Source organism: Bradyrhizobium sp. AZCC 2262 (assembly GCF_036924535.1).
GTDB lineage: Bacteria > Pseudomonadota > Alphaproteobacteria > Rhizobiales > Xanthobacteraceae > Bradyrhizobium.
Genome location: NZ_JAZHRT010000001.1, coordinates 1515961 through 1534508, shown reverse-complemented (window position 1 = coordinate 1534508; position 18548 = coordinate 1515961). Strand labels below are relative to the sequence as shown.

Genomic DNA, 18548 nt, shown 5'->3' with positions numbered 1-18548 from the left:
CAAAAGCGAATTCGTTGACACAACCGATCGACGGCGTAGGCTTGTCGCATCGCGTTTTGCGGGAACTTGCTCCAGCCTCTGCCGCCAGTTGTCGCCCTGTTTCGGCATGAGCCGGTTGGGACGAAGGGCTCATCCATTCTTGTCAATGACGACCACGCTGCCGTCAATCTCTCGGCGTTGATCTAAATCAAGCCGAGCGCGTTCAATATGTCTCGAAATCTGGCTGCACTCTTTTTGTAACTGAGTTCATCCGATGCAAACCAGAGTCCGAACGCTGATTGCGATTGTCTTGGCGCTTGCGTCATTAAGCGCGATCTCCGAGCGCGTGCGCGACCCCGGCGTGACCGACACTGAAATTCGCATCGGGAACGTTATGCCCTATAGCGGCAGTTTGGAGGTCTTCGGAGCGATTGGAAAAGCCGAAGCGGCGTATTTCGAGATGATCAACGAGCGCGGCGGGATCAACGGCCGCAAGGTGCGCTTCATCTCATATGATGACAAATCCGATCCGTCGACCGCGCTGAACCTTACACGCGGCCTTATCGAGAAAGACGACGTCCTCTTGATGTTCGGTTCGTTCGGAACGCCGGGAAACTTTGCCGTTCGCGCATACCTGAATGAAAGGCAAATTCCTCAACTCTTTGTCGCCTCAGGAGACGACCATCTGAGCGATCCATCGATGTTCCCGTGGACGATGGGCTGGCAGCCCTCCATTCGGGAAGAGGGGCGCATCTACGCCAACTACATCCAGGCGTCCTACCCCGGAAAAAAGATCGTAGCTCTTTGGCAGAACGATTATTTCGGTCGAGAACTGTTCAAGGGGTTGGAAGACGGGCTCGGTAACATCGCCCGGATGATCAGGGTCGACATCGCCTACGATATCGCAGATGAGCATCTGGACACGCACGTATCGGTCTTGAAGCGGTCGGGAGCGGACGTTTTTGTATTTGCAGGGATGCCTGCAAACGCAGCGAAAGTCGTCCGAATAGCGGCGGATCTCAATTGGCATCCTGTGTTCATACTGAACCATATGGCTTCATCGATTGCGACGGCGCCAAAGCCTGCCGGGCCGGAAGACGCCTTGGGCGCAATTACAGCTGCCTTCTTGAAAGATCCAAATGATCCGGCCTGGAAGGACGAACAAGCCTCCAGGGACTGGCAGGCATTCATCGAAAAATATAACCGGGCCGGCGGCAAGGACGACAGTGCCGCCGTGTTCGGCTACGCCGCCGCCGAGACATTGGCCCAGGTGCTCAAACAGTGCGGCAGCGACCTGTCTCGCGAGAACGTCATGAAGCAGGCAGCGGCCCTCCAGGACTACCAGGGCTCCATGTTGCTGCCTGGAATCAAAATCAGCACCGGCCCCTGGAACTTCCGGCCGATCAAACACCTGCGGCTGATTCAATTCGACGGCCGCACCTGGCAGCCGATCGGCGACGTGCTCGAAACGGCTTTCTCCAACGCGCAGAAGTAGGTGGTGTCCGATGCTGAAGATCGGACATCATGGGGCGCACGTCCCCGACGGCCAGCGAATCGACGTGCAGTCAAAATCACAAAATCGTTACTAAGGGATTACTAAGTGACTGATATACATAGAAATGCACGGTTCCCGCGAGCGGAGCGGCGTTATGTCGCTGGTGGTTCAAACGGGTCAACTGGACACTCCACACATCGTCGATGCGGTGGCACCGGAAACCGCGTCGTGGGCGACGGTAGGTCACAGCCCGTTTCTCTTTAGTCATCAACTCGCACACCATCCGCTCTTCGAAATCTCCGAGCTTGCGCGCATAGCCGAATCCGTTGTTCGGCGGGGCGACCCAAACAAGTACGGCATAAGGTTCGAGAGCGCAGGTGCCTCCGAGGAGATCGATATCGAAGCGATGGCCGCGGAGGGTCAACTGGTCGAGATAGTCAAGCGCATCGAACGAGGCGGTATATGGCTCAAGATGTCCAGCTTGCACGAACTGGACCCGCGCTATGAGCAACTGCGCAGAAGCTTCATTGCCGAGTTGGAGGACCTGACGAAGTTGCGGCTGGAGGATGAAATCAGCTGGTCGGGTCTATCAATATTTGTCGCTTCTCCGAACATGATGACACCGTACCATTTCGATCACGATATGAACTTTTTGTTTCAAATCCAGGGCGACAAGGATGTGTATCTTTTTGATCAGGAGAATCGCTTCGTACTGACCGAGCAAGAAATCGAGGATTTCTATCGCGGGCGCGCGTTTGCGGGAATCCTTCGCGACGAGACCCGTAACTTGGGGGTCAGGTATCGTTTGGTTCCAGGCAAAGCGGTTCACCAACCACCACTCGCTCCTCATTTGATTTTCAATGGAGACAATGTCTCCGTGAGTGTGAGTATCTGGTTCGCGCTCCGCTCCTTGGATAAGCGCGCCAAGATCTACCAGGCCAATTCTTGTCTTCGGCGGCTGGGATGGCGACCGCGCTCGCCGGGGTCATCACCAGTTGCGGACCGGCTAAAGATTGCTGCGCTGACTGTTTTGTCGAATCCGAAACCAACGACACAAAGACAGCTGCTTTACTCGGGCATCGAGAGAATTTCAGCTCCCGCCAGGTTGGCTAAGCGAATGTTGGTCCGCCGTCGCGCATGAGGCATTGAACGTTGCTGGCTTCTGCGCTTTTAGGCGAGGAAATGCCTTGTTTGCGCGCAAAGTCCGCCGCATGGCGGCGCTGCACTTGCCAGGGTTTTGCGGAGTGCCGTTGAATGCTTATGAAGCAGCCAAGAAAGCAGCATCCCCTTGCCCGAGACCGGCTCTTCCAAAAATGTCGGAAGTGATCTCGCTGCGCGAGAAGGTAGCCCAAGCCGAGTTCGCAGTACGCGTCCTTAACCTACCCCTCGCTGGGTACGAGGAAATGGCAGAGCTGCCGCAAAAGGTGACAACCTTAGGGCGCTATCCAATAAATTGACCAACACCAAGAAGATGCAGTGCGTCACCGCCATCGCCAGCCGTGCCGCGTAGCGCCCTTCTCGATGCTTCCCAACTTGGTTGGGCTCTGGGAAGCGGATGCAGCCTAAGCCATTGATAAAGGTTGGTGGGGGAAGAAGGACTCGAACCTTCGAAGTCGTAAGACGGCTGATTTACAGTCAGCTCCCTTTGCCACTCGGGACACTCCCCCGTCCAACACCATCGCAAGCCTAACCGCTTGGAGGCGGCGGATCAGGCCATGGATGACGTTAATACCGTGAGCCGATGGCGCGCTCCCGGTCGGGCGCGTTTATGGGCGAAGGGGGGTGGCAAAGTCAACCAAGGCAAGCCGCTAAAAACGGCCCTTGAGGCATCCAAATTGCCATAATCAGGGACCCGTGACACAAGCTCCCCATGAGCGATCGCGACCGAAAACCGCCGTTCCGCCGTGGCGGCGGCAAACCCTTCGAAAAAGGGCGGAAATTCGCCCGTCCGCCTGGTCACCGGGACCGGGATTCGAGCCCCGACGGACCGGTGATTCTTTATGGCTGGCACACCGTTTCGGCGGCGCTGGCCAACCCGGAACGGCAGATCCGCAAGCTGTTCCTGACCGAAAACGCCGCCCGGCGGCTGGCGGACGAGAATATCGACACCCGCGTTCCCCCCGAAATCGTCCGGCCGAACGCGATCGACCAGCGGCTCGGGCCCGACGCCGTGCACCAGGGGCTGTTGGCGGAAGCCGAGCCCCTGCCCTCGCCTGACATCGATACGCTGGCTCAGGAAGGCATCGTGCTGGTGCTCGACCAGATCACCGATCCGCACAATGTCGGCGCGATCATGCGTTCGGCGGCCGCGTTTGCGGTGAAAGCGATCGTCACCACCGCCCGGCACAGCCCGGAGGCCACCGGCGTGCTGGCGAAATCTGCGTCCGGCGCGCTGGAACTGGTGCCGCTGGTCACCGTGCAAAACCTCGCCCGCGCGCTCACCGCGTTGAACGACCGCGGCTTCATGACGGTCGGGCTGGACAGTGAGGGGACCGAAGACCTCGGCGCGGTCACGCTGCAGCAGCCGCTGGCGTTGGTGCTGGGTGCCGAAGGCAAGGGCCTGCGGCAATTGACGCGCGAGACCTGCAGCGTGGTGGCGCGGCTCGACATGCCCGGCGAGATCAAGAGCCTGAACGTCTCGAACGCCGCGGTGCTCGCGCTCTACATAGGCGCCACCCGGCTCGGACTCATGAAATAAAAAGCGCCCGCTCGCGCGAAGCGAACGGGCGTCAAAACTTTCAGGATTCTGGAGCTTCGGTTCTGATTAAATCAGAACCGAAGCTCCAGCTTTTTGTTTTGACGCGTTTTCTTCACGCGAACCGGCATCCACTTCGCTTGAAAACGCTTTCTTGGATCAGTAATAGCGGCGCAGCACGCGCTGGCCGTAATAGCGCCCGGCGTGCCCGTAGCGGTGCACGCGATAACCGTAGTGCGGGCGGTTGTAGCCATAGCCGTAGCCGGAGATCGAGCCTTCGCGATAGACCCGACGCGGCGCCCAGTTGCCGGGACCGGTATAGGTCGGGCCCTGGTTGACGTAGTAGTACTGCTGCTCTGGATCGGGCAGCCGCTCACGGACTCCCCAACCGCCACAGGGGTTGCAGCCAGCATAGCCATACGCCGCGATGGGCGCGACATAGACCTGCGGCGCGCACGCGGTGTAACCGCAGGCCATCGCCGGCGCAGCGGCCATCACGGCGACTGCGGCGACCAATCCTGTAATCAAATGACGCATTACTCTCTCCTGTCAGTGTTCTTAGTTAGCGTGGGAAATGTTGCGGCCTCCGCCTGTCTTCCTGCGGCGCATAAATGATTGCAGGCGGATCGACGGGGACGTTGGACTGCGCCGGCAGCGGCGCCGACTGCGCCGACCAGGACTGATGATAGCTCTCGGCCGGCTGCGGCAACCGGCGGTTCGCCGGCGGCTCGATTTCCAGCCGCCCGTAACCGGGCATGCGGCCGGCGCTCGGATAATAATGGCCGACGTTCGGCACCGGATCGATATAGCGGCCACCGTAGACGGTCGGCACGACATGGGTGCCCTTGCCCAGCCCCCAATCGCCCTCGACCACCGCATAGGATGCGTCGACGCCGTTAATGATGACGGGTACGCCGGGACGGCCCGGAATCACGATCTCGAAGCCGCCGCCGGCAAAAGCGGCCGAATTCGTCGCGATGAAAAGTGCCAATGCCACGCCGATACGCATCGCTGGGAATCCCGGTTTCGTCAGGTCCCAATTTAATCCCAACACGTCATCGCAGGAGTTAAGGCAGCCGGCCAAACTGCCGGTAAGGCTAATGCGCAGGCATCGATCGCCATTCAATTGCGAGAAAAGTCGCTATCCAAACGTTAACGCCTGGGGATCGGAAGGCCGACCCCGGAAGCCCCGCTACCCGCTCGATTGTCATTTGCGCGGCAATATCGCACCATCCCGCCCTCTTCCGCTCTCTCTGAACTCCAGCCGAAATGCCTGAAATGACGACCAAAACGCCTGCGAAGAATGTGCTCTGGATCATGTGCGACCAGCTTCGCTACGACTATCTCGGCTGCACCGGGCATCCAGTTCTGAAGACGCCGAACATCGATGCGATGGCCAGGCGCGGCGTGCTGTTTTCCAACGCCTATGTGCAGTCGCCGATCTGCGGCCCGTCGCGGATGTCGTTCTATACCGGCCGCTACATGCGCTCGCACGGCTCGCACTGGAACGGCTGGCCGCTGCGCATTGGCGAACCAACGCTCGGCGATCACTTGAAGAAGATCGGCGTCCGCAGCGTGCTGGTCGGCAAGACGCATATGGCGCCCGATCTTGAGGGCCTGAAGAGTCTCGGCATTCCACCGGACTCGATCATCGGCGTGCATGCGTCGGAATGCGGGTTCGAGCCCTACGAGCGCGACGACGGCCTGCATCCGACGGGACGGCCGCGCCCGGCCTACGACAATTATCTGCGCCAGCATGGCTATGACGCGCCCAATCCCTGGGAACACTGGGCCAATTCCGGCGCGGCCGAGGACGGGACCCTGCAGAACGGCTGGCTGCTGGTGCATGCCGACAAGGCTGCGCGCGTACCGGACGAGCATTCCGAGACGCCCTACATGACGCGGCGCGCGATGGAGTTCATTGCGGAGGCCCAGGACGATGGGCGGCCATGGTGCCTGCATCTGTCCTACATCAAGCCGCACTGGCCCTATATCGCGCCGGAGCCCTACGCCAGCATGTACGGACCGCAGGACGTGCAGCCCGTGATCCGCTCGCAGGAGGAACGCGCCAACGCGCATCCGGTATTCGCCGCCTATATGGACATGCGCTATTCCCGCAACATGTCGCGCAACGAAGCCCGCGAAAAAGTCATCCCGACCTATATGGGCCTGATCAAGCAGATCGACGACCAGATGGGCGTGTTGATGCGCTTTCTCGAAGCGCGCGGCCTGCTCGACAGCACCATGATCGTGTTCACGTCGGACCATGGCGACTATCTCGGCGATCACTGGATGGGCGAGAAGGATCTTTTCCACGAACAGTCGGCCAAAATCCCGCTGATCGTGATCGACCCGTCGGCGGCCGCCGACGGCACGCGCGGCACGGTGAGCGACGCGCTGGTCGAGGCGATCGACCTGGCGCCGACCTTCATCGACTATTTCGGCAGCAATCCACCCGACCACATTCTGGAAGGACGTTCGCTGCTGCCGCTCTTGCACGGTGACCAGCCTGCGGACTGGCGAAAGGTGGTGTTCTCCGAATACGACTACGCCATGCAGGACGTCCGCGTGATGCTGAACCAGCCGATCGAGCGCTGCCGGCTGTTCATGGTGTTCGACGGGCGCTGGAAATACATCCATGCCTCCGGCTTCCGGCCGATGCTCTATGATCTCGAGAGCGATCCGCAGGAATTTGTCGATCGCGGCGCCGACCCCGCCTGCGCCGATATCGTGGCGCGGCTGCAATCGGAACTGTTCGACTGGGCGCTGCATCCGAAGATGCACATCACAACGCCGAACGCGAAGATCGCGGCGTATGCAGCCCAGCAATTGCAGGTGAAGAACGGCGTGCTGATCGGCATCTGGGATGAGGCCGAGCTCGGGGCGATCAGGGAGAAGATCGGGATGAAGCCTTAGGCGCCGACCCCCACACGCGCCAACCCTGTTCTGCCCTGGCATTCAGCGAAAACCATCGAGGAGTTCCGGTGTTGCGGCGGAGACACGTCGTGCTGGTAAATTGCGACCGCTCACGCCACGTTTATTGCAGTTCCGAGCGCGCGGACGCTACGGTCGCCCGGCGAAACACCTTCGCAGCCCTTCGAGGAGCGCAATGAAGCCATATCGCGGCGATATCGGATCTGTCGGCTGGTTATCCTTTCTCGGCCGGGCGTCATTGCCTCGACTGTATGCGATAGCGATGGCGGCGTTGCTTCTGCTGCCGATTGGCGCAAGTTCGGCGCTGGCGGCGCCGAATTCCGCGTCGGCAGCCTCGACCGCTCATGTCTACCTGCTCCGCGGCGTGCTCAATATCTTTTCTCTGGGACTCGATGACATAGCGGCACAGCTGCGGGCGCAGGGCATCCCGGTTACGGTCGCAAACTTCGCTTCATGGTCGTCGCTCGCCGACGAAGCCGCCGTGGGCTACAGGAGCGGCAGGATCAAGACGATCATTCTGGTCGGGCATTCCTCTGGAGCGACCGCCCTGCCCGACATGGTCGCCAAGCTGGATCAGCTTGGCGCTCCCGTGAAGCTGGCAATCGGCCTGGATTCGGTGTTTCGCACCAGGCTCTCGGGGCGCGTGGGACGCTACGTAAACTTCTACATCGCCAACGGCAACGGCGAGCCGGTCGCGAAGACCGCGCAATTCCAGGGCAAGCTCGAGAATATCAATGTGCAGAACGTGCCTGGCGTCGGGCACATGTCCATCGAAAAGAACCAGATCATGCAGCGCAAGGTGATCGGCGAGATCGACGCCGTCGTATTTGGCCGATCTGCACCATCTTCGGGGGCGCAGAGGCCACGTCAGCCTGGAGCGGCGGACGCGGTGAGATCAGGCCCGGCGAGGGCCGCGGCGGTACGCGAGTAGTCCGAACGCCGTCACAGAAACGACGAATGCCGCAAATTCTGCCGATTCCTCGACGATAGATCACCCGCAGAGCGGCGGATGGCATCGCCCGCTGGCATTTGGGTCTGGCGTATCTTTGCGCCTAAATCGCGAGCGGAAATGTACATGAGACGTCCGACGCAGGTTGCGGCCGCGGTGATCCGTGCAGCCCTTTCCGTCTGCATCTGGTCGGCCGTTTGCAATCTGGCGATCGCCGGCCCGGTCGCACGCACGACCAACGCTGTCGCGACGGTCGCTCCCGACACGCCGCCAGCCGCGACCCAGCCGCAGGCGCGCGTCTACCTGTTCCGTGGCGCGCTCGGTCCGATCTTTTCGCGCGGGATGGACCACCTGACCAAGCGCCTCGAAGACGCCGGCATCCGGGCGGACGTCTACGAATTCACCATTTGCCGGCTGATCGCGGATCAGGCTATCCGCGAATTCCGTGACAATCCCGCTCCGATCGTCCTGATCGGGCATTCGATGGGCGGACTGTGTGCCCTGACGTTCGCCGGGATACTGAAGTCCGAAAACATCTCGGTAAGCCTGGTGGTCACCATCGATCCGGCCCACGCAAGCCCGAAAGTGCCGCTGAACGTCGAACGTTACATCAACATTTTCCTGTCCGACAGCGTATTGGGTGGCGGCGATGTGATGGCAGAGCCGGGTTACCAGGGTCACTACGCGAGCTTCGATTTGAAGCAGCACGAGGAAGTCAGCCACATCAACATCGACAAGATGGATTCCATCCACGAGCAATTGGTGACGGCAATTGCGCAACTTGCGACGACGCCTTTGCCGGCCAAGGGCGAGGCGCTGCCGTTGCGCTACGTCGTTCCTTCCGATGCTCCGCTTGAGCTATGGGACAGCGGCACGCCGCAATTCGCCCGTTCGGGCGATACCTTGCAGCGGCTTGCGGCACTCAACCATGTACCGCTGTGGTCACTTACCCAGGTCAATCAGTATTCAGAGAGTGCACCGCTGTCACAAGGTCAGCGCGTTTTGGTTCCGCGCCGTCTTACGCCACCTGTTGCAACATCTGTGGCGTCGCGCCCGAAACCGTAGCTTGCAGCGGCGTCAGGTCGGCGGCAGGAACGGAATCAGCATCGGAACGCGACGGCAATACGATCCATAGGCATCCGCACCGAGTTCAGCCGTGAGGAAGCCTTCCTCCATGCGGGCCTTCAACCCCATCCCGAGCGAGATCAGCACCGCGCCCAGCATCGCGGTCACGGTTCCGACCGCGATACCCGTCACCAACATCCCCGCGATAAGCCCCGTATAGATCGGGTGGCGCACCATCCCGTAGGGGCCGGTGTCAATGACCTGGTGGCCTTCCTTGTGCGTGATCGCGTTCGACCAGAAACGTCCGAGATGAATTCTCCCCCACCACGTGAACGAGATCCCCGCAAGGACAAGACATGCCAGCACGTAGACGCCAAGGTTGCCAAACTGCCAGAGCGGCTTTTCCCCGAGGATCCTGCCGGTCAACGGCAAGAAAAGAACGGCCCCCACGAGAATCGGGAAGCGGTACTTGAGCGACTCCCAGGTCATCACGTGCTTCTTGGTTTGGCCGGACCAGAACGATGCTACGACCCAACTGATGACCCACAAAATCCAGATGGTCGCGAGCAACTGTGTGGGCCAGGTAGTGGTCCAGCCACTCAAGGCGAAAGCCAACCATTGGCCAAGATCGTTCAGCATGTCGAGAACCGTATTAAGCGATTGGATCAGCCGCCAAACCGGCGCTCGACGTGAGACGGTCGAGGGCGAGTACTCGGCGTTGAGCCCCATTCAGTTTGATTGTGGCCGGCATCAAGCAGATGCGCAATGGTTTCCCGCAACACAGGTTCGACGGGGCCTGGCGCATAGCCCAGCTCGCGTTGCGCCTTTTCGATCGACAAGGCCCCTGCACGCAATGCGATACGAACGCCTTCGGCCGTACCGGACGGAGGCCGGCGCGTCACGTGATCGGCGATGAACTCCAGCGTCGCAGTGACCATTTCGGCGACCTTGCCGTTCACGTGAATACGCCGGACGCGGCGGCCGCTGACATCAGCCATGAGTGCGAGAACCTGTCTTAGCGGCATGCTTTCGCCGCCGAGAACGTAACGATGTCCGGCCTGTCCGCGCTCCATGGCGAGGATCAGCCCTTCGGCGGCGTCACGCACATCGACGAGGTTCACGACAAAATCAAGATGCAATTGAAGGCGTCGGCCGAGAAAATACCGGAGCATCGCCGTCGGAGGGGTCACGTTGTGGTCATAAGGCCCGACGGGCATGGTCGGACAGCCGATAACCACCGGATATCCGGATGCGGCCGCCTGCATGGCGAACCGGTCGGCGAGCATTTTCGAGCGCGTATATGGACCCGGCATGTCGTCCGGCAGCAACGCATCGTCAGCGACAGGAACCATCGACGGCGATGCACGGAACAGAATGGATTCCGTCGAGCAGTGCAGGAAGCGCTTTATGCCGCGCTTGCGCGCTGTCCCAATGACGATCTCGGTGCCGCCGTAATTGACGGTGTGGAAATCATCTTTCCGCGGCAGCCACATCCCCGGCAAGCCGGCCAGGTGGTAGACCTCCTGGACTCCGTCCATTGCCTGGTCCACCAGGTCGCGATCAAGTACCGATCCCCTGACATACTGAACCTGCGGCAAGGCGCGGGGCGGTGGCTGAAGATCGAGAACCCTCACCTGCCCACCTCGCGCTTTCAACGCGGAGACGAGGTGCTTTCCGATGAACCCACTGCCGCCTGTGACCAGTATGCGCGTCATGCTGCCGATGGACTCAAGCTGAACTATTTGAGATCACGATGGAGCACCTTGCGGATGCCCCTGGATGATGATGGCGAGATCGCGCCGAAAGCCCAGCGCAATAAACAACTTCGCCATGACAAACATTGGTCCGAGCAACAGGTGGGTCGGATTGTCGACCAGCGCAGGCTGCCGTTGCTCGAACACGCGGTGCCCAACAATCTGCGATGCGACCCCAATGACGATCAGGATGGCCGTGAGTGACCACATGCCGGCAGTGGTCGCATGACTGACGATCATGGCAGCGACTGAGAGCAACACGATGGCGGCCCCAAGGATCGCGGTTCCGAGCGCGAAGTCGAGCAGAAACCAGTAGATGAGCACCGGTACGACAGCGATGACCGCCGCGCTGGTCTGGAACTCGAATATGGTGACGGACCACAGGCTGAGCGGAAGAACAGCGGCCAGGAACAAGAACACGATGCCGAAGACATGCATCGCGCAATTCCAGGGGTCACGATGGTACTCAACGTAATCCGCAAGCTGCCGCCGAAAATATGAACTCATGCGGGTGCTTATCCCCGTTCTGTTGGCAGGACGCGGCCAGACGGGTCAACCAAAACCCGGCGCACCTGCTTCGATGCCATAAGAGACACAATGGTAGTTAAACTTGGGAATCATCAGCAAGTCAAAGCGCGGATTCGCCACAGTTTGGCCGCCCTCGGGCGCGCGAAGGAACTGCCAGTGTTGACAAATCATGCAGTAATTCAGGCGACTAGCATGGTACAGGGACCTCGGGAACCGCCATGCGTTGCGACAGTTTTCCCCGCAGGGTTGCCGTTTACCTCGTCTCGTGAGTACACGGTTTACCCCGCGATCCCAAGCACCAGCACAATCGCTCCGACCAGAATGAGGCTGACGGCCCAAACTCCGCGATCAGGCAGAAGATCGGAATGAAGCCTCAGACGACCCGCGCCATCACACAAACCCGGAAACACCTCATCGAACATCCGGCCTTCCTAGAGCCTTGCCCTCGGGCCGATCCCTTCAGCGCTCGTAGCTTGCGGGATCCGCGCTGTCGGAGGGATGCGCAAAAGCGTTGCGCAGAACCGCTGACATGGGCGTATTGAAATTGAGGCCGTTGGGCGGGACCGGCGCTTCGAACCACTTCCGGTAAATCACTTCGATATCTGGCCCCCGATAAAGCTCCGCCGTCGCACGGTCGGCCACGGCCTTGAACGGTGCATCGTCCTTGCGCAGCATGATCCCGTAGGGTTCAGCCTTGGACAAAGCTTCCTCGCTAATCCTGTAGGCAGACGGATCCTTCGATCTTGCGATTGCGACGGCGAGCTGCACGTCGTCGAGGACGTAGGCAGCAGCGCGGCCAGTCTCCAGCATGAGAAACGCTTCCGCCTGATCCTTTGCGGCCAGCGGCGTGATGCCGAGATTGCGTGCGGCATTGGCCTGATTGAGCTGCACCATGTTGGTCGAGCCCGATATCGCAACAACAGGTTTGCCTTTCAGATCATCGATCGTGATGATCTTGTCGGATTTTCGCGTGGCAAACCGGGTGGCCGACAGAAAATGTGAGTTCGTGAACGCCACCTGCCGCTGCCGGTCCACATTGTTGGTCGTGGAAGAGCATACGAGATCAACCGTCCCATTCATCATGAGTGGGATGCGATTGGACGAAGTGACCGGAAGCGTTTCGACGGCAACATTGGAGACGTTGATTTCACGCTTCACCGCGTCGACGATCCTCATGCAGATATCGACGGCATATCCGATCGCTTTCTGGTTCCCGTCGAGATAGCTGAAGGGCACCGAGGCTTCCTGGAAGCCGAGGATGATCTTGTTGGTCTCCTTGATCTTCTGGAGCGTCCCGGTCAGCTCGCTCGCGCGCGCGGGGATGGCGATCAGGGCAACGGCAAGGATGGTCAATGGCAGGCGCATCACGGTGGACCTCATCGGATAGTGAATGGGTTTGCAGCGACCGAATGGATGGCCGTCGTGCCAATCAATCGCGGGCTACCGTAGTTGATCAGCAGGCTTTGCCGAATTAGCGGCTGTGAAAACCGGCTATATCAAAGTTGCATTGCTGACGCCGCGGAGCCGGTCACCGGGCGCGCGTTCGCGCGACCCGTTGGCGCTCGTCAGGGTTCAAGATCCTCAATTCGTGATCTTGTATCCCGTCGCCTTCACGATCGGCTGCCAGAAGGCGGTGTTGGCGGCGAGCTCCTGCGTCAGGCCTTCGGGCGTCGAGCCGACCGGGATCAGGCCGATCGCCAACAACTTCTCCTTGACCTCGGGCTTGGCGAGCACGGTGGCGGCCGCCCCGCTCAATTTCTTCGCGAAATCGGATGACGCGCCCGCCGGCAGCCACATGCCGTACCAGGCATCCGCCACCAGATCGACGCCGCTCTCTTTCAAGGTCGGGGCATCGGGCAGGAACGGCGAGCGCGTCTCGCTGCCGACCGCGAGAATCCGGATGTTGCCGGCGCGATGCTGCGGGATGGCATCGGTCAACGTGGAAATCGCAAACGGCATATGGCCGCCGACAAGATCGTTGATGATCGGCGCGCTGCCGCGATACGCCACGCGCGTCAGCTTGATGCCCAGCGCCTGCTCGAGCCGCGATCCGCTAAAATGCGGAATGGTGCCATTGCTGGGCACGCCGAACGTGGCCTGGTCCGGATTGGCTTTCAGCCAGGCGACGAATTGCTTGAAGTCCTTGACCTCGGCCGGGACGGCCGTGCCGACGAAGACGCAGAACTCGAAGCGCGCGAGCTGGCTGACCGGAACGAAATCCTTTGCCGCGTCGAAACTCGGTGTCGTCTCGACCATCGGCAGCAGATACATCGTCGGTCCCGTGGTGACGAGAATGGTGGTGCCGTCGGGATTGGCCCCCTTCACCGCCTTGATGCCGATCAGCCCGTCGCCGCCGGTGCGGTTCTCGACGATGACGTTGCGGTCGAGCAATGGGCCGATGTGCTGCGCCAGCAAGCGGCACAGCGCGTCGCCGCCGCCGCCGGCCGCAAAGGGAAAGACGATTTTCGTCAGCGGCCCCGCTTGCGCGAAGGCCTTGCCCGTCATCGCGGCCAATGCAGTTGCGGCGCTTCCGGCCAGAAAATCTCGGCGTTTCATCTCATCCTCTCCGAACCCAATATGATTGTTGATCAGCCCGCAGCGCTGAGGCGCCCCCGTGTCAGGCCAGCACCGTCTCGACCACGGTCATGACACCGATCGCGACGGTGACAAGGCCCACCGCACCCTGCAAGCCGCGATTGGCCCAGGTGAGCCAGCGGGCCGAAACCGCGAGCGGCACCGCGATCACCGTCGACAGCGCGCCCATGCCGATCATCGAGCCGGCGCCGAACAGCGCGACATATCCGAGGCCCACGACGGGACTGGAGGCCTGTGTGACCGTCAGCACTAAAAGCGCGGTCGAGCCCGCCATGCCGTGCATCAGGCCGACCAGCAGCGTGCACCAACGGAAGCCATGGGCATGCGCATGCGCCGCCCGCGCATGCGGGCTGGTTTCGCCGGCATGGCTGTGGGCATGGAAATGCACCGTGCCGTCGCCATGGCCGTGCTGGTGGAAATGCACGCGGTCGCGCCACAGCCGCCACAGCACATGCGCCCCGAGCCCGATCAGCATGACACCGACGGCGGTCTCGATCGGCCGGGCAATGGTTTCGGGAATCGCGCGACCGAGCAGGATGGCGGCGCCGGCAAAGGTGAACAAGGTGAGCGTGTGGCCAAGCCCCCAGGTCAGGCCGTGATTGACGATATCGGACACATGGCTGCGGCGCGCGGCGATGCTGGAGACGGCGGCGATATGATCGGCCTCGAGCGCATGCTGCATGCCCAGCAAAAACCCCAGCCCCAGAATTCCGAACATACGCCCCCTACCCGCAGTATCCGTTGAAGTTCAAGTTGAACTTCCGATTTGGTCTTTGACGCGTTTCCTTCACGCGAACCGGTATCCACCCACGGATCAAGTCCGCGGGCATGCTTCGCTTGAAAACGCCATGAAATACCAGCCGGAAGACTTTGTCAGGTCAAGACTTCATCGAACAGGCTTTTCATCGACGCCCAGGAGCGGCGGTCAGCCTGCTCGTTGTACAAGGCGGCGCGCATCATCGAGCCGTCGGCGGCCGGGTTGGTGAAACCGTGCAGCGTGTTGCCATAGGCGATGATTTGCCAGTCCGTCACGCCGCCGATTCGCATCTCGCTCTCGAAATCAGCGACCTGTTCCGGCGGCGCCAGGGGATCGTCGACGCCGGTGCAGACCAGCACGCTGGCCTTTACCTGTCCCGGTTGCGCCGGCAACTTGGTCGTCAGCACGCCGTGGAAGCTGACGACGGCCTTCAGATTAGCGCCCGCGCGCGCCAGCTCCAGCACCACAGACCCGCCAAAGCAGAACCCGATCGCCGCCAGCCTGCCGGCATCGACCTGCGGCAGCGCGGCGAGCGTTTCGAGCGCGACGCGCCCTCGCGCACGCAGCTTGTCCGGCTCGGCGCGAAGCCCACCGACCAGGGTTGCGACTTCCTGCAGATTGGACGCCTGCCGCCGATCGCCGAACATGTCGGCGGCCAGCGCGACATAGCCAAGACCGGCGAGCCGGCGCGCCCGCTCCATCGCGAATTCGCCGAGCCCGAGCCCTTCGTGAAACACCAGGACGCCCGGTCGCGGCCCGGCAGCATTCTCGTCCATTGCAAGATAGCCGCGCAGATTGGCCTCGTCACAGCGGTAGTCGATGTCGCGCGCCCGCATCGAATTTCCTGATCCTTCAAATGAAAGGAAGCTGGAACTTCACACCGGTTTGCAGACCGCACAACCGAAATCGCAAAGCCGTGCTTTCCCGTTGATCGGTATCACGCCGGTTTGACGCAACCGGAATGCGAACACCGGAACGATCGGCTGAAGGCGCGCTTACCTACCACCATCAGCAACGGAGCGTCCCCATGACAAAATCCGGAATTCTCATCGCCGCCGCGATTCTTGCGTCCGCGCTCGCCAGCCCCGCAATGGCGCAGCAGGTCATCTACAATCCCGGCTATTGCGCACAATTCTATCCAAACGCCAATTGCCAGAACAAGGGACCGGGAAACCCCTACACCGGCAGTTACCAGCGTCAGGCCTATCGCGATCAGGCCTATCGGGATCGCAACTGGCAGGGCAGCTATAACCGCTCCGACGACAACAGCGGCTTCTGGCCGGGCGACGTCGCGGCCGGCGTTGTCGGCGGCGCGGTTGGCAGCGCTGCAGCCATCGCTACCACCCCGATCGGGAGCGAAGCCTATGCCCGACAGAACGGATTTGTCTGCATCCCCGGCACCTTGTTCCGCGGCGAGGACGGACGGCGGCATCTCTGCCAGTGAGGCGGCTTGCGAATCGAGTTTCCAAAAAGGCGGCTGGAAAGGCCGCCTTTTCCATGCGAGAGCGGTGAAAGCGGTTCTTGAGGTTCTGGCCCTTTGCGGCCAAGTCTGATATTCGACCCGCCGAAGATCGGACCCAAGTGGCGGGCTATTTCACCCCTCGCCGATCGCCTCAATTCGCCGGTTTAGCTCAGCGGTAGAGCAGCGGTTTTGTAAACCGAAGGTCGGGAGTTCAATCCTCTCAACCGGCACCACGACCTTAGCGTCGGGACAGGGCTTTTCCTCGATCTTCCCCGCGATTCGCGTGTTGGGCATTCGAACCGGCCGTGCGGGCCAAGCGCCGGAAGACAGAAAACATCTTGCCGCAAAAATCAAAAACCTCCGGCAGGGCATTGCCGGAGGTTTCGGAGGTTTACGTCTCGTTCGAGACCAAAGAGGCGGCCAAGAAAATTGGTCGGCTACCTTGAGGTCACATTAGATTATGTAATTACATGAGTAAATCACATTTTTAGATTTTTTGAAGTCTTCAAGCTTTTGTGTGCTGGTCCTGTCCCCTTCTCGCGCAACCCATCGTGCACGATCAATTCTGAAACCGGACCTGCGAAGGTAAGCATTCAAAAATTAACCCCCAGCGGTTTTCCGCTGGGGGCCTTTGTTGCAAAGTGTCAGACGATCGGGATCAGAAGTTGCGCTGAGCGCGAACGTTCAGGAAGACGGTGCTTTGATCCTTGAACTCGTACACGGTGGTCGGCTTCGGAGCCGCCGGAGCCAAGGTGGCCGCACCGGTGAACTTCTGGTCGAGGAAGAACGCGCCGACTTCAGCCGAGAACGTCAGGTTCTTGACGGGAGTCCAGCGGGTGGTCAGACCAACCTGGGCAATGTTGTAGTCCGGGTTGCAGCTATAGTCTGCAGACACGGCCTTGCTGAAGTTGAAGCTCGCGCAGAACTGACCCTTGGCGGAGAGGATGTCGGTTGAGCTGCCACCAAAGCGCACCGAGGCGTAGCTACCCCAGAGGCTGGACGACCAGTAGGGATCCCAATTGTGGTTGAACGCACCACGGACACCCCATGCATCCACTAGCTTGAGGTCGCCGGTAGCACCGCCGGTAAGAAACCCGGGCAGGAAAACCGCATCAGCCGTTTGGCCAAAGCCAATGCTCTGATACGCACCCGCACGGCCCGTGCTACCGAACATCCCGAAGCTCGGCGAGCCACCGCTCGTGGAGATCACGGCCTTGGTATCACCCTTGGAGTACGAGACGTCGATCTTGAAGTCGTCGCCCGCACCGGTCGGGAGGTTCTTGATCTGCAACGCAGCCATCACCGCGCCACCCCACTTGTCTTCGGGGTGACCGCCGATTTCCGACAGCGCGGTCGGAACGCCGCCAGCGCCGAGGATGTTGTAGGAAGCGTTCACGAGGTGCGCCATACCTGAAATCTGGAACAGACCCCAAGCCTGGTCGACGCGGATGTTGCCGACGATGTCGGGAGCATGCGTGCCGCCGTAAGCGTTGGCACCAGCGGCCGTGGCTTGGCTAGAACCCGCTGCAAACCCTGCGACTGTGGCGGCCACGCCCAAGTTTAGCACGGCGGTGCGGTTGAACACGGTCGGATCATCGAGGCCGATGGTGCCCGACACGCCGTTGCCGAACTGAGCGGTGTACTGGATGTTGTTGACGCCGGTGACGTAGTCGGCACCGCCCATCAAGAACGAGTTGTTGTTGCCCGGATAACCGTTCCAGGGCGTTGCGTAGGCCGAGGCCGACTTACCGAAGGTGAAACCAGCGAACTGGATGAACACCATTTCAACCGCGACATAGCCGCCGCCAGCGGTGGAGAGCAGTGCGTTGTTCAGGCCAGCCTGCGATCCGACCGCGAGCGAGGGGTTGGAGCTTCCGAAGTTCTGGAACTGGAAGTCGGCCTGACCGAAGGTGCGGACCACGCCGTATTCGGTGGCGGTGCGGGTATCAACCGTCAGCGCCATACGGGAACGGGAGTTGAAGTAGTCGCGGTAGCGATTGCCCTGACCCGGATCGCCTGAATAGAACGGCTGGCCGTAGACGCCGCCGTTGAACGTGGTGTCGACGCGCAGATAACCACCCAGCTTGATGCAGGTGTCGGTGCCCGGGATATAGAAGAAACCCGCGCCATACAGGGAGCAGATCCTGACGTACTCGACCGCTTTGGCCTTGACGGGAAGATCGGCAGCCTGCGCTCCGCTCATGGCGACGAGACCCGCCGCTGAGCCGAGAACAAGGCTCTTGATCATATTCATGTTAAACCTCCAAGTTGCTCTGCCAGGACAAGGGCGGACCTGTGACTATTCCCCCAGAGGAACGTCCGCCCTCGCCTTTTG

The 18548-nt window shown here is 60.8% G+C and carries 18 protein-coding genes and 2 tRNA genes; 9 read left to right on the top strand and 11 right to left on the bottom strand.

Annotated elements, in window-relative coordinates; genetic code table 11:
* Positions 1–253 precede the first annotated feature (253 nt).
* The 3 genes from V1283_RS07170 to V1283_RS07160 all read left to right on the top strand — a co-directional run bounded on the left by V1283_RS07170 (position 254) and on the right by V1283_RS07160 (position 2931).
* Complete coding sequence (locus V1283_RS07170) at positions 254–1474, top strand: ABC transporter substrate-binding protein (RefSeq protein WP_334385731.1); 1221 nt, start codon at positions 254–256, stop codon at positions 1472–1474.
* A gap of 154 nt (positions 1475–1628) precedes the next feature.
* On the top strand, positions 1629–2615 hold the full coding sequence (locus tag V1283_RS07165) for a hypothetical protein (protein WP_334385730.1): 987 nt from the start codon (positions 1629–1631) through the stop codon (positions 2613–2615).
* Positions 2616–2661: 46 nt separating this feature from the next.
* The gene (locus tag V1283_RS07160; protein ID WP_334385729.1) at positions 2662–2931 is read left to right on the top strand and encodes a hypothetical protein; all 270 of its coding nucleotides are present in this window, start codon (positions 2662–2664) and stop codon (positions 2929–2931) included.
* 124 nt (positions 2932–3055) lie between these two features.
* Here the strand turns inward: V1283_RS07160 and V1283_RS07155 are convergent.
* A tRNA-Tyr gene (locus V1283_RS07155) sits at positions 3056–3141 on the bottom strand.
* Between the two features lie 203 nt (positions 3142–3344).
* On the opposite strand from V1283_RS07155, the gene rlmB reads away from it, so the two are divergent.
* A complete protein-coding gene (rlmB, locus tag V1283_RS07150; protein WP_334385728.1) occupies positions 3345–4172 on the top strand; it encodes a 23S rRNA (guanosine(2251)-2'-O)-methyltransferase RlmB in 828 nt (275 codons plus the stop codon).
* A gap of 156 nt (positions 4173–4328) precedes the next feature.
* Here the strand turns inward: rlmB and V1283_RS07145 are convergent, their stop codons facing one another.
* A complete protein-coding gene (locus tag V1283_RS07145; protein ID WP_334385727.1) occupies positions 4329–4706 on the bottom strand; it encodes a hypothetical protein in 378 nt (125 codons plus the stop codon).
* 25 nt (positions 4707–4731) lie between these two features.
* Positions 4732–5178, bottom strand: coding sequence for a hypothetical protein (locus V1283_RS07140; RefSeq protein ID WP_334385725.1), 447 nt, complete (start codon positions 5176–5178; stop codon positions 4732–4734).
* Positions 5179–5447: 269 nt separating this feature from the next.
* Between V1283_RS07140 and V1283_RS07135 the strand changes: the two genes are divergently transcribed.
* From V1283_RS07135 to V1283_RS07125, 3 genes are all read left to right on the top strand, one after another.
* Positions 5448–7085 (top strand): alkaline phosphatase family protein, encoded by a 1638-nt coding sequence (locus V1283_RS07135; RefSeq protein WP_334385724.1) that lies wholly within the window; start codon positions 5448–5450, stop codon positions 7083–7085.
* 193 nt (positions 7086–7278) lie between these two features.
* On the top strand, positions 7279–8034 hold the full coding sequence (locus V1283_RS07130; RefSeq protein WP_334385723.1) for a hypothetical protein: 756 nt from the start codon (positions 7279–7281) through the stop codon (positions 8032–8034).
* Positions 8035–8178: 144 nt separating this feature from the next.
* Positions 8179–9117, top strand: coding sequence for an alpha/beta fold hydrolase (locus V1283_RS07125; protein ID WP_334385722.1), 939 nt, complete (start codon positions 8179–8181; stop codon positions 9115–9117).
* A 12-nt stretch (positions 9118–9129) separates the two neighbouring features.
* Here the strand turns inward: V1283_RS07125 and V1283_RS07120 are convergent, their stop codons facing one another.
* From V1283_RS07120 to V1283_RS07090, 7 genes are all read right to left on the bottom strand, one after another.
* Positions 9130–9756 carry a methyltransferase family protein gene (locus V1283_RS07120; protein WP_334385721.1) on the bottom strand — a complete coding sequence of 209 codons (627 nt, stop codon included), beginning with the start codon at positions 9754–9756 and terminating at the stop codon, positions 9130–9132.
* 26 nt (positions 9757–9782) lie between these two features.
* Entirely contained in the window at positions 9783–10832 is a 1050-nt protein-coding gene (locus V1283_RS07115; RefSeq protein WP_334385720.1) for an NAD-dependent epimerase/dehydratase family protein, read from the bottom strand.
* 33 nt (positions 10833–10865) lie between these two features.
* Entirely contained in the window at positions 10866–11378 is a 513-nt protein-coding gene (locus tag V1283_RS07110) for an Mpo1 family 2-hydroxy fatty acid dioxygenase (protein ID WP_334385719.1), read from the bottom strand.
* 480 nt (positions 11379–11858) lie between these two features.
* The gene (locus V1283_RS07105) at positions 11859–12764 is read right to left on the bottom strand and encodes an amino acid ABC transporter substrate-binding protein (protein WP_334385718.1); all 906 of its coding nucleotides are present in this window, start codon (positions 12762–12764) and stop codon (positions 11859–11861) included.
* A 216-nt stretch (positions 12765–12980) separates the two neighbouring features.
* On the bottom strand, positions 12981–13955 hold the full coding sequence (locus V1283_RS07100; RefSeq protein WP_334385717.1) for a Bug family tripartite tricarboxylate transporter substrate binding protein: 975 nt from the start codon (positions 13953–13955) through the stop codon (positions 12981–12983).
* A gap of 61 nt (positions 13956–14016) precedes the next feature.
* The gene (locus V1283_RS07095) at positions 14017–14712 is read right to left on the bottom strand and encodes an urease accessory protein (protein ID WP_334385716.1); all 696 of its coding nucleotides are present in this window, start codon (positions 14710–14712) and stop codon (positions 14017–14019) included.
* Between the two features lie 155 nt (positions 14713–14867).
* Positions 14868–15587 carry a dienelactone hydrolase family protein gene (locus V1283_RS07090; protein WP_334385715.1) on the bottom strand — a complete coding sequence of 240 codons (720 nt, stop codon included), beginning with the start codon at positions 15585–15587 and terminating at the stop codon, positions 14868–14870.
* Positions 15588–15778: 191 nt separating this feature from the next.
* Here V1283_RS07090 and V1283_RS07085 point away from each other — a divergent pair, with 191 nt between their 5' ends.
* Positions 15779–16195: a hypothetical protein gene (locus tag V1283_RS07085; protein WP_334385714.1), complete on the top strand. Its 417-nt coding sequence runs from the start codon at positions 15779–15781 to the stop codon at positions 16193–16195.
* 176 nt (positions 16196–16371) lie between these two features.
* Positions 16372–16446, top strand: a tRNA-Thr gene (locus V1283_RS07080).
* Positions 16447–16871: 425 nt separating this feature from the next.
* Here the strand turns inward: V1283_RS07080 and V1283_RS07075 are convergent.
* Positions 16872–18467: a porin gene (locus tag V1283_RS07075; RefSeq protein ID WP_334385713.1), complete on the bottom strand. Its 1596-nt coding sequence runs from the start codon at positions 18465–18467 to the stop codon at positions 16872–16874.
* Between the last annotated feature and the right edge of the window lie 81 nt (positions 18468–18548).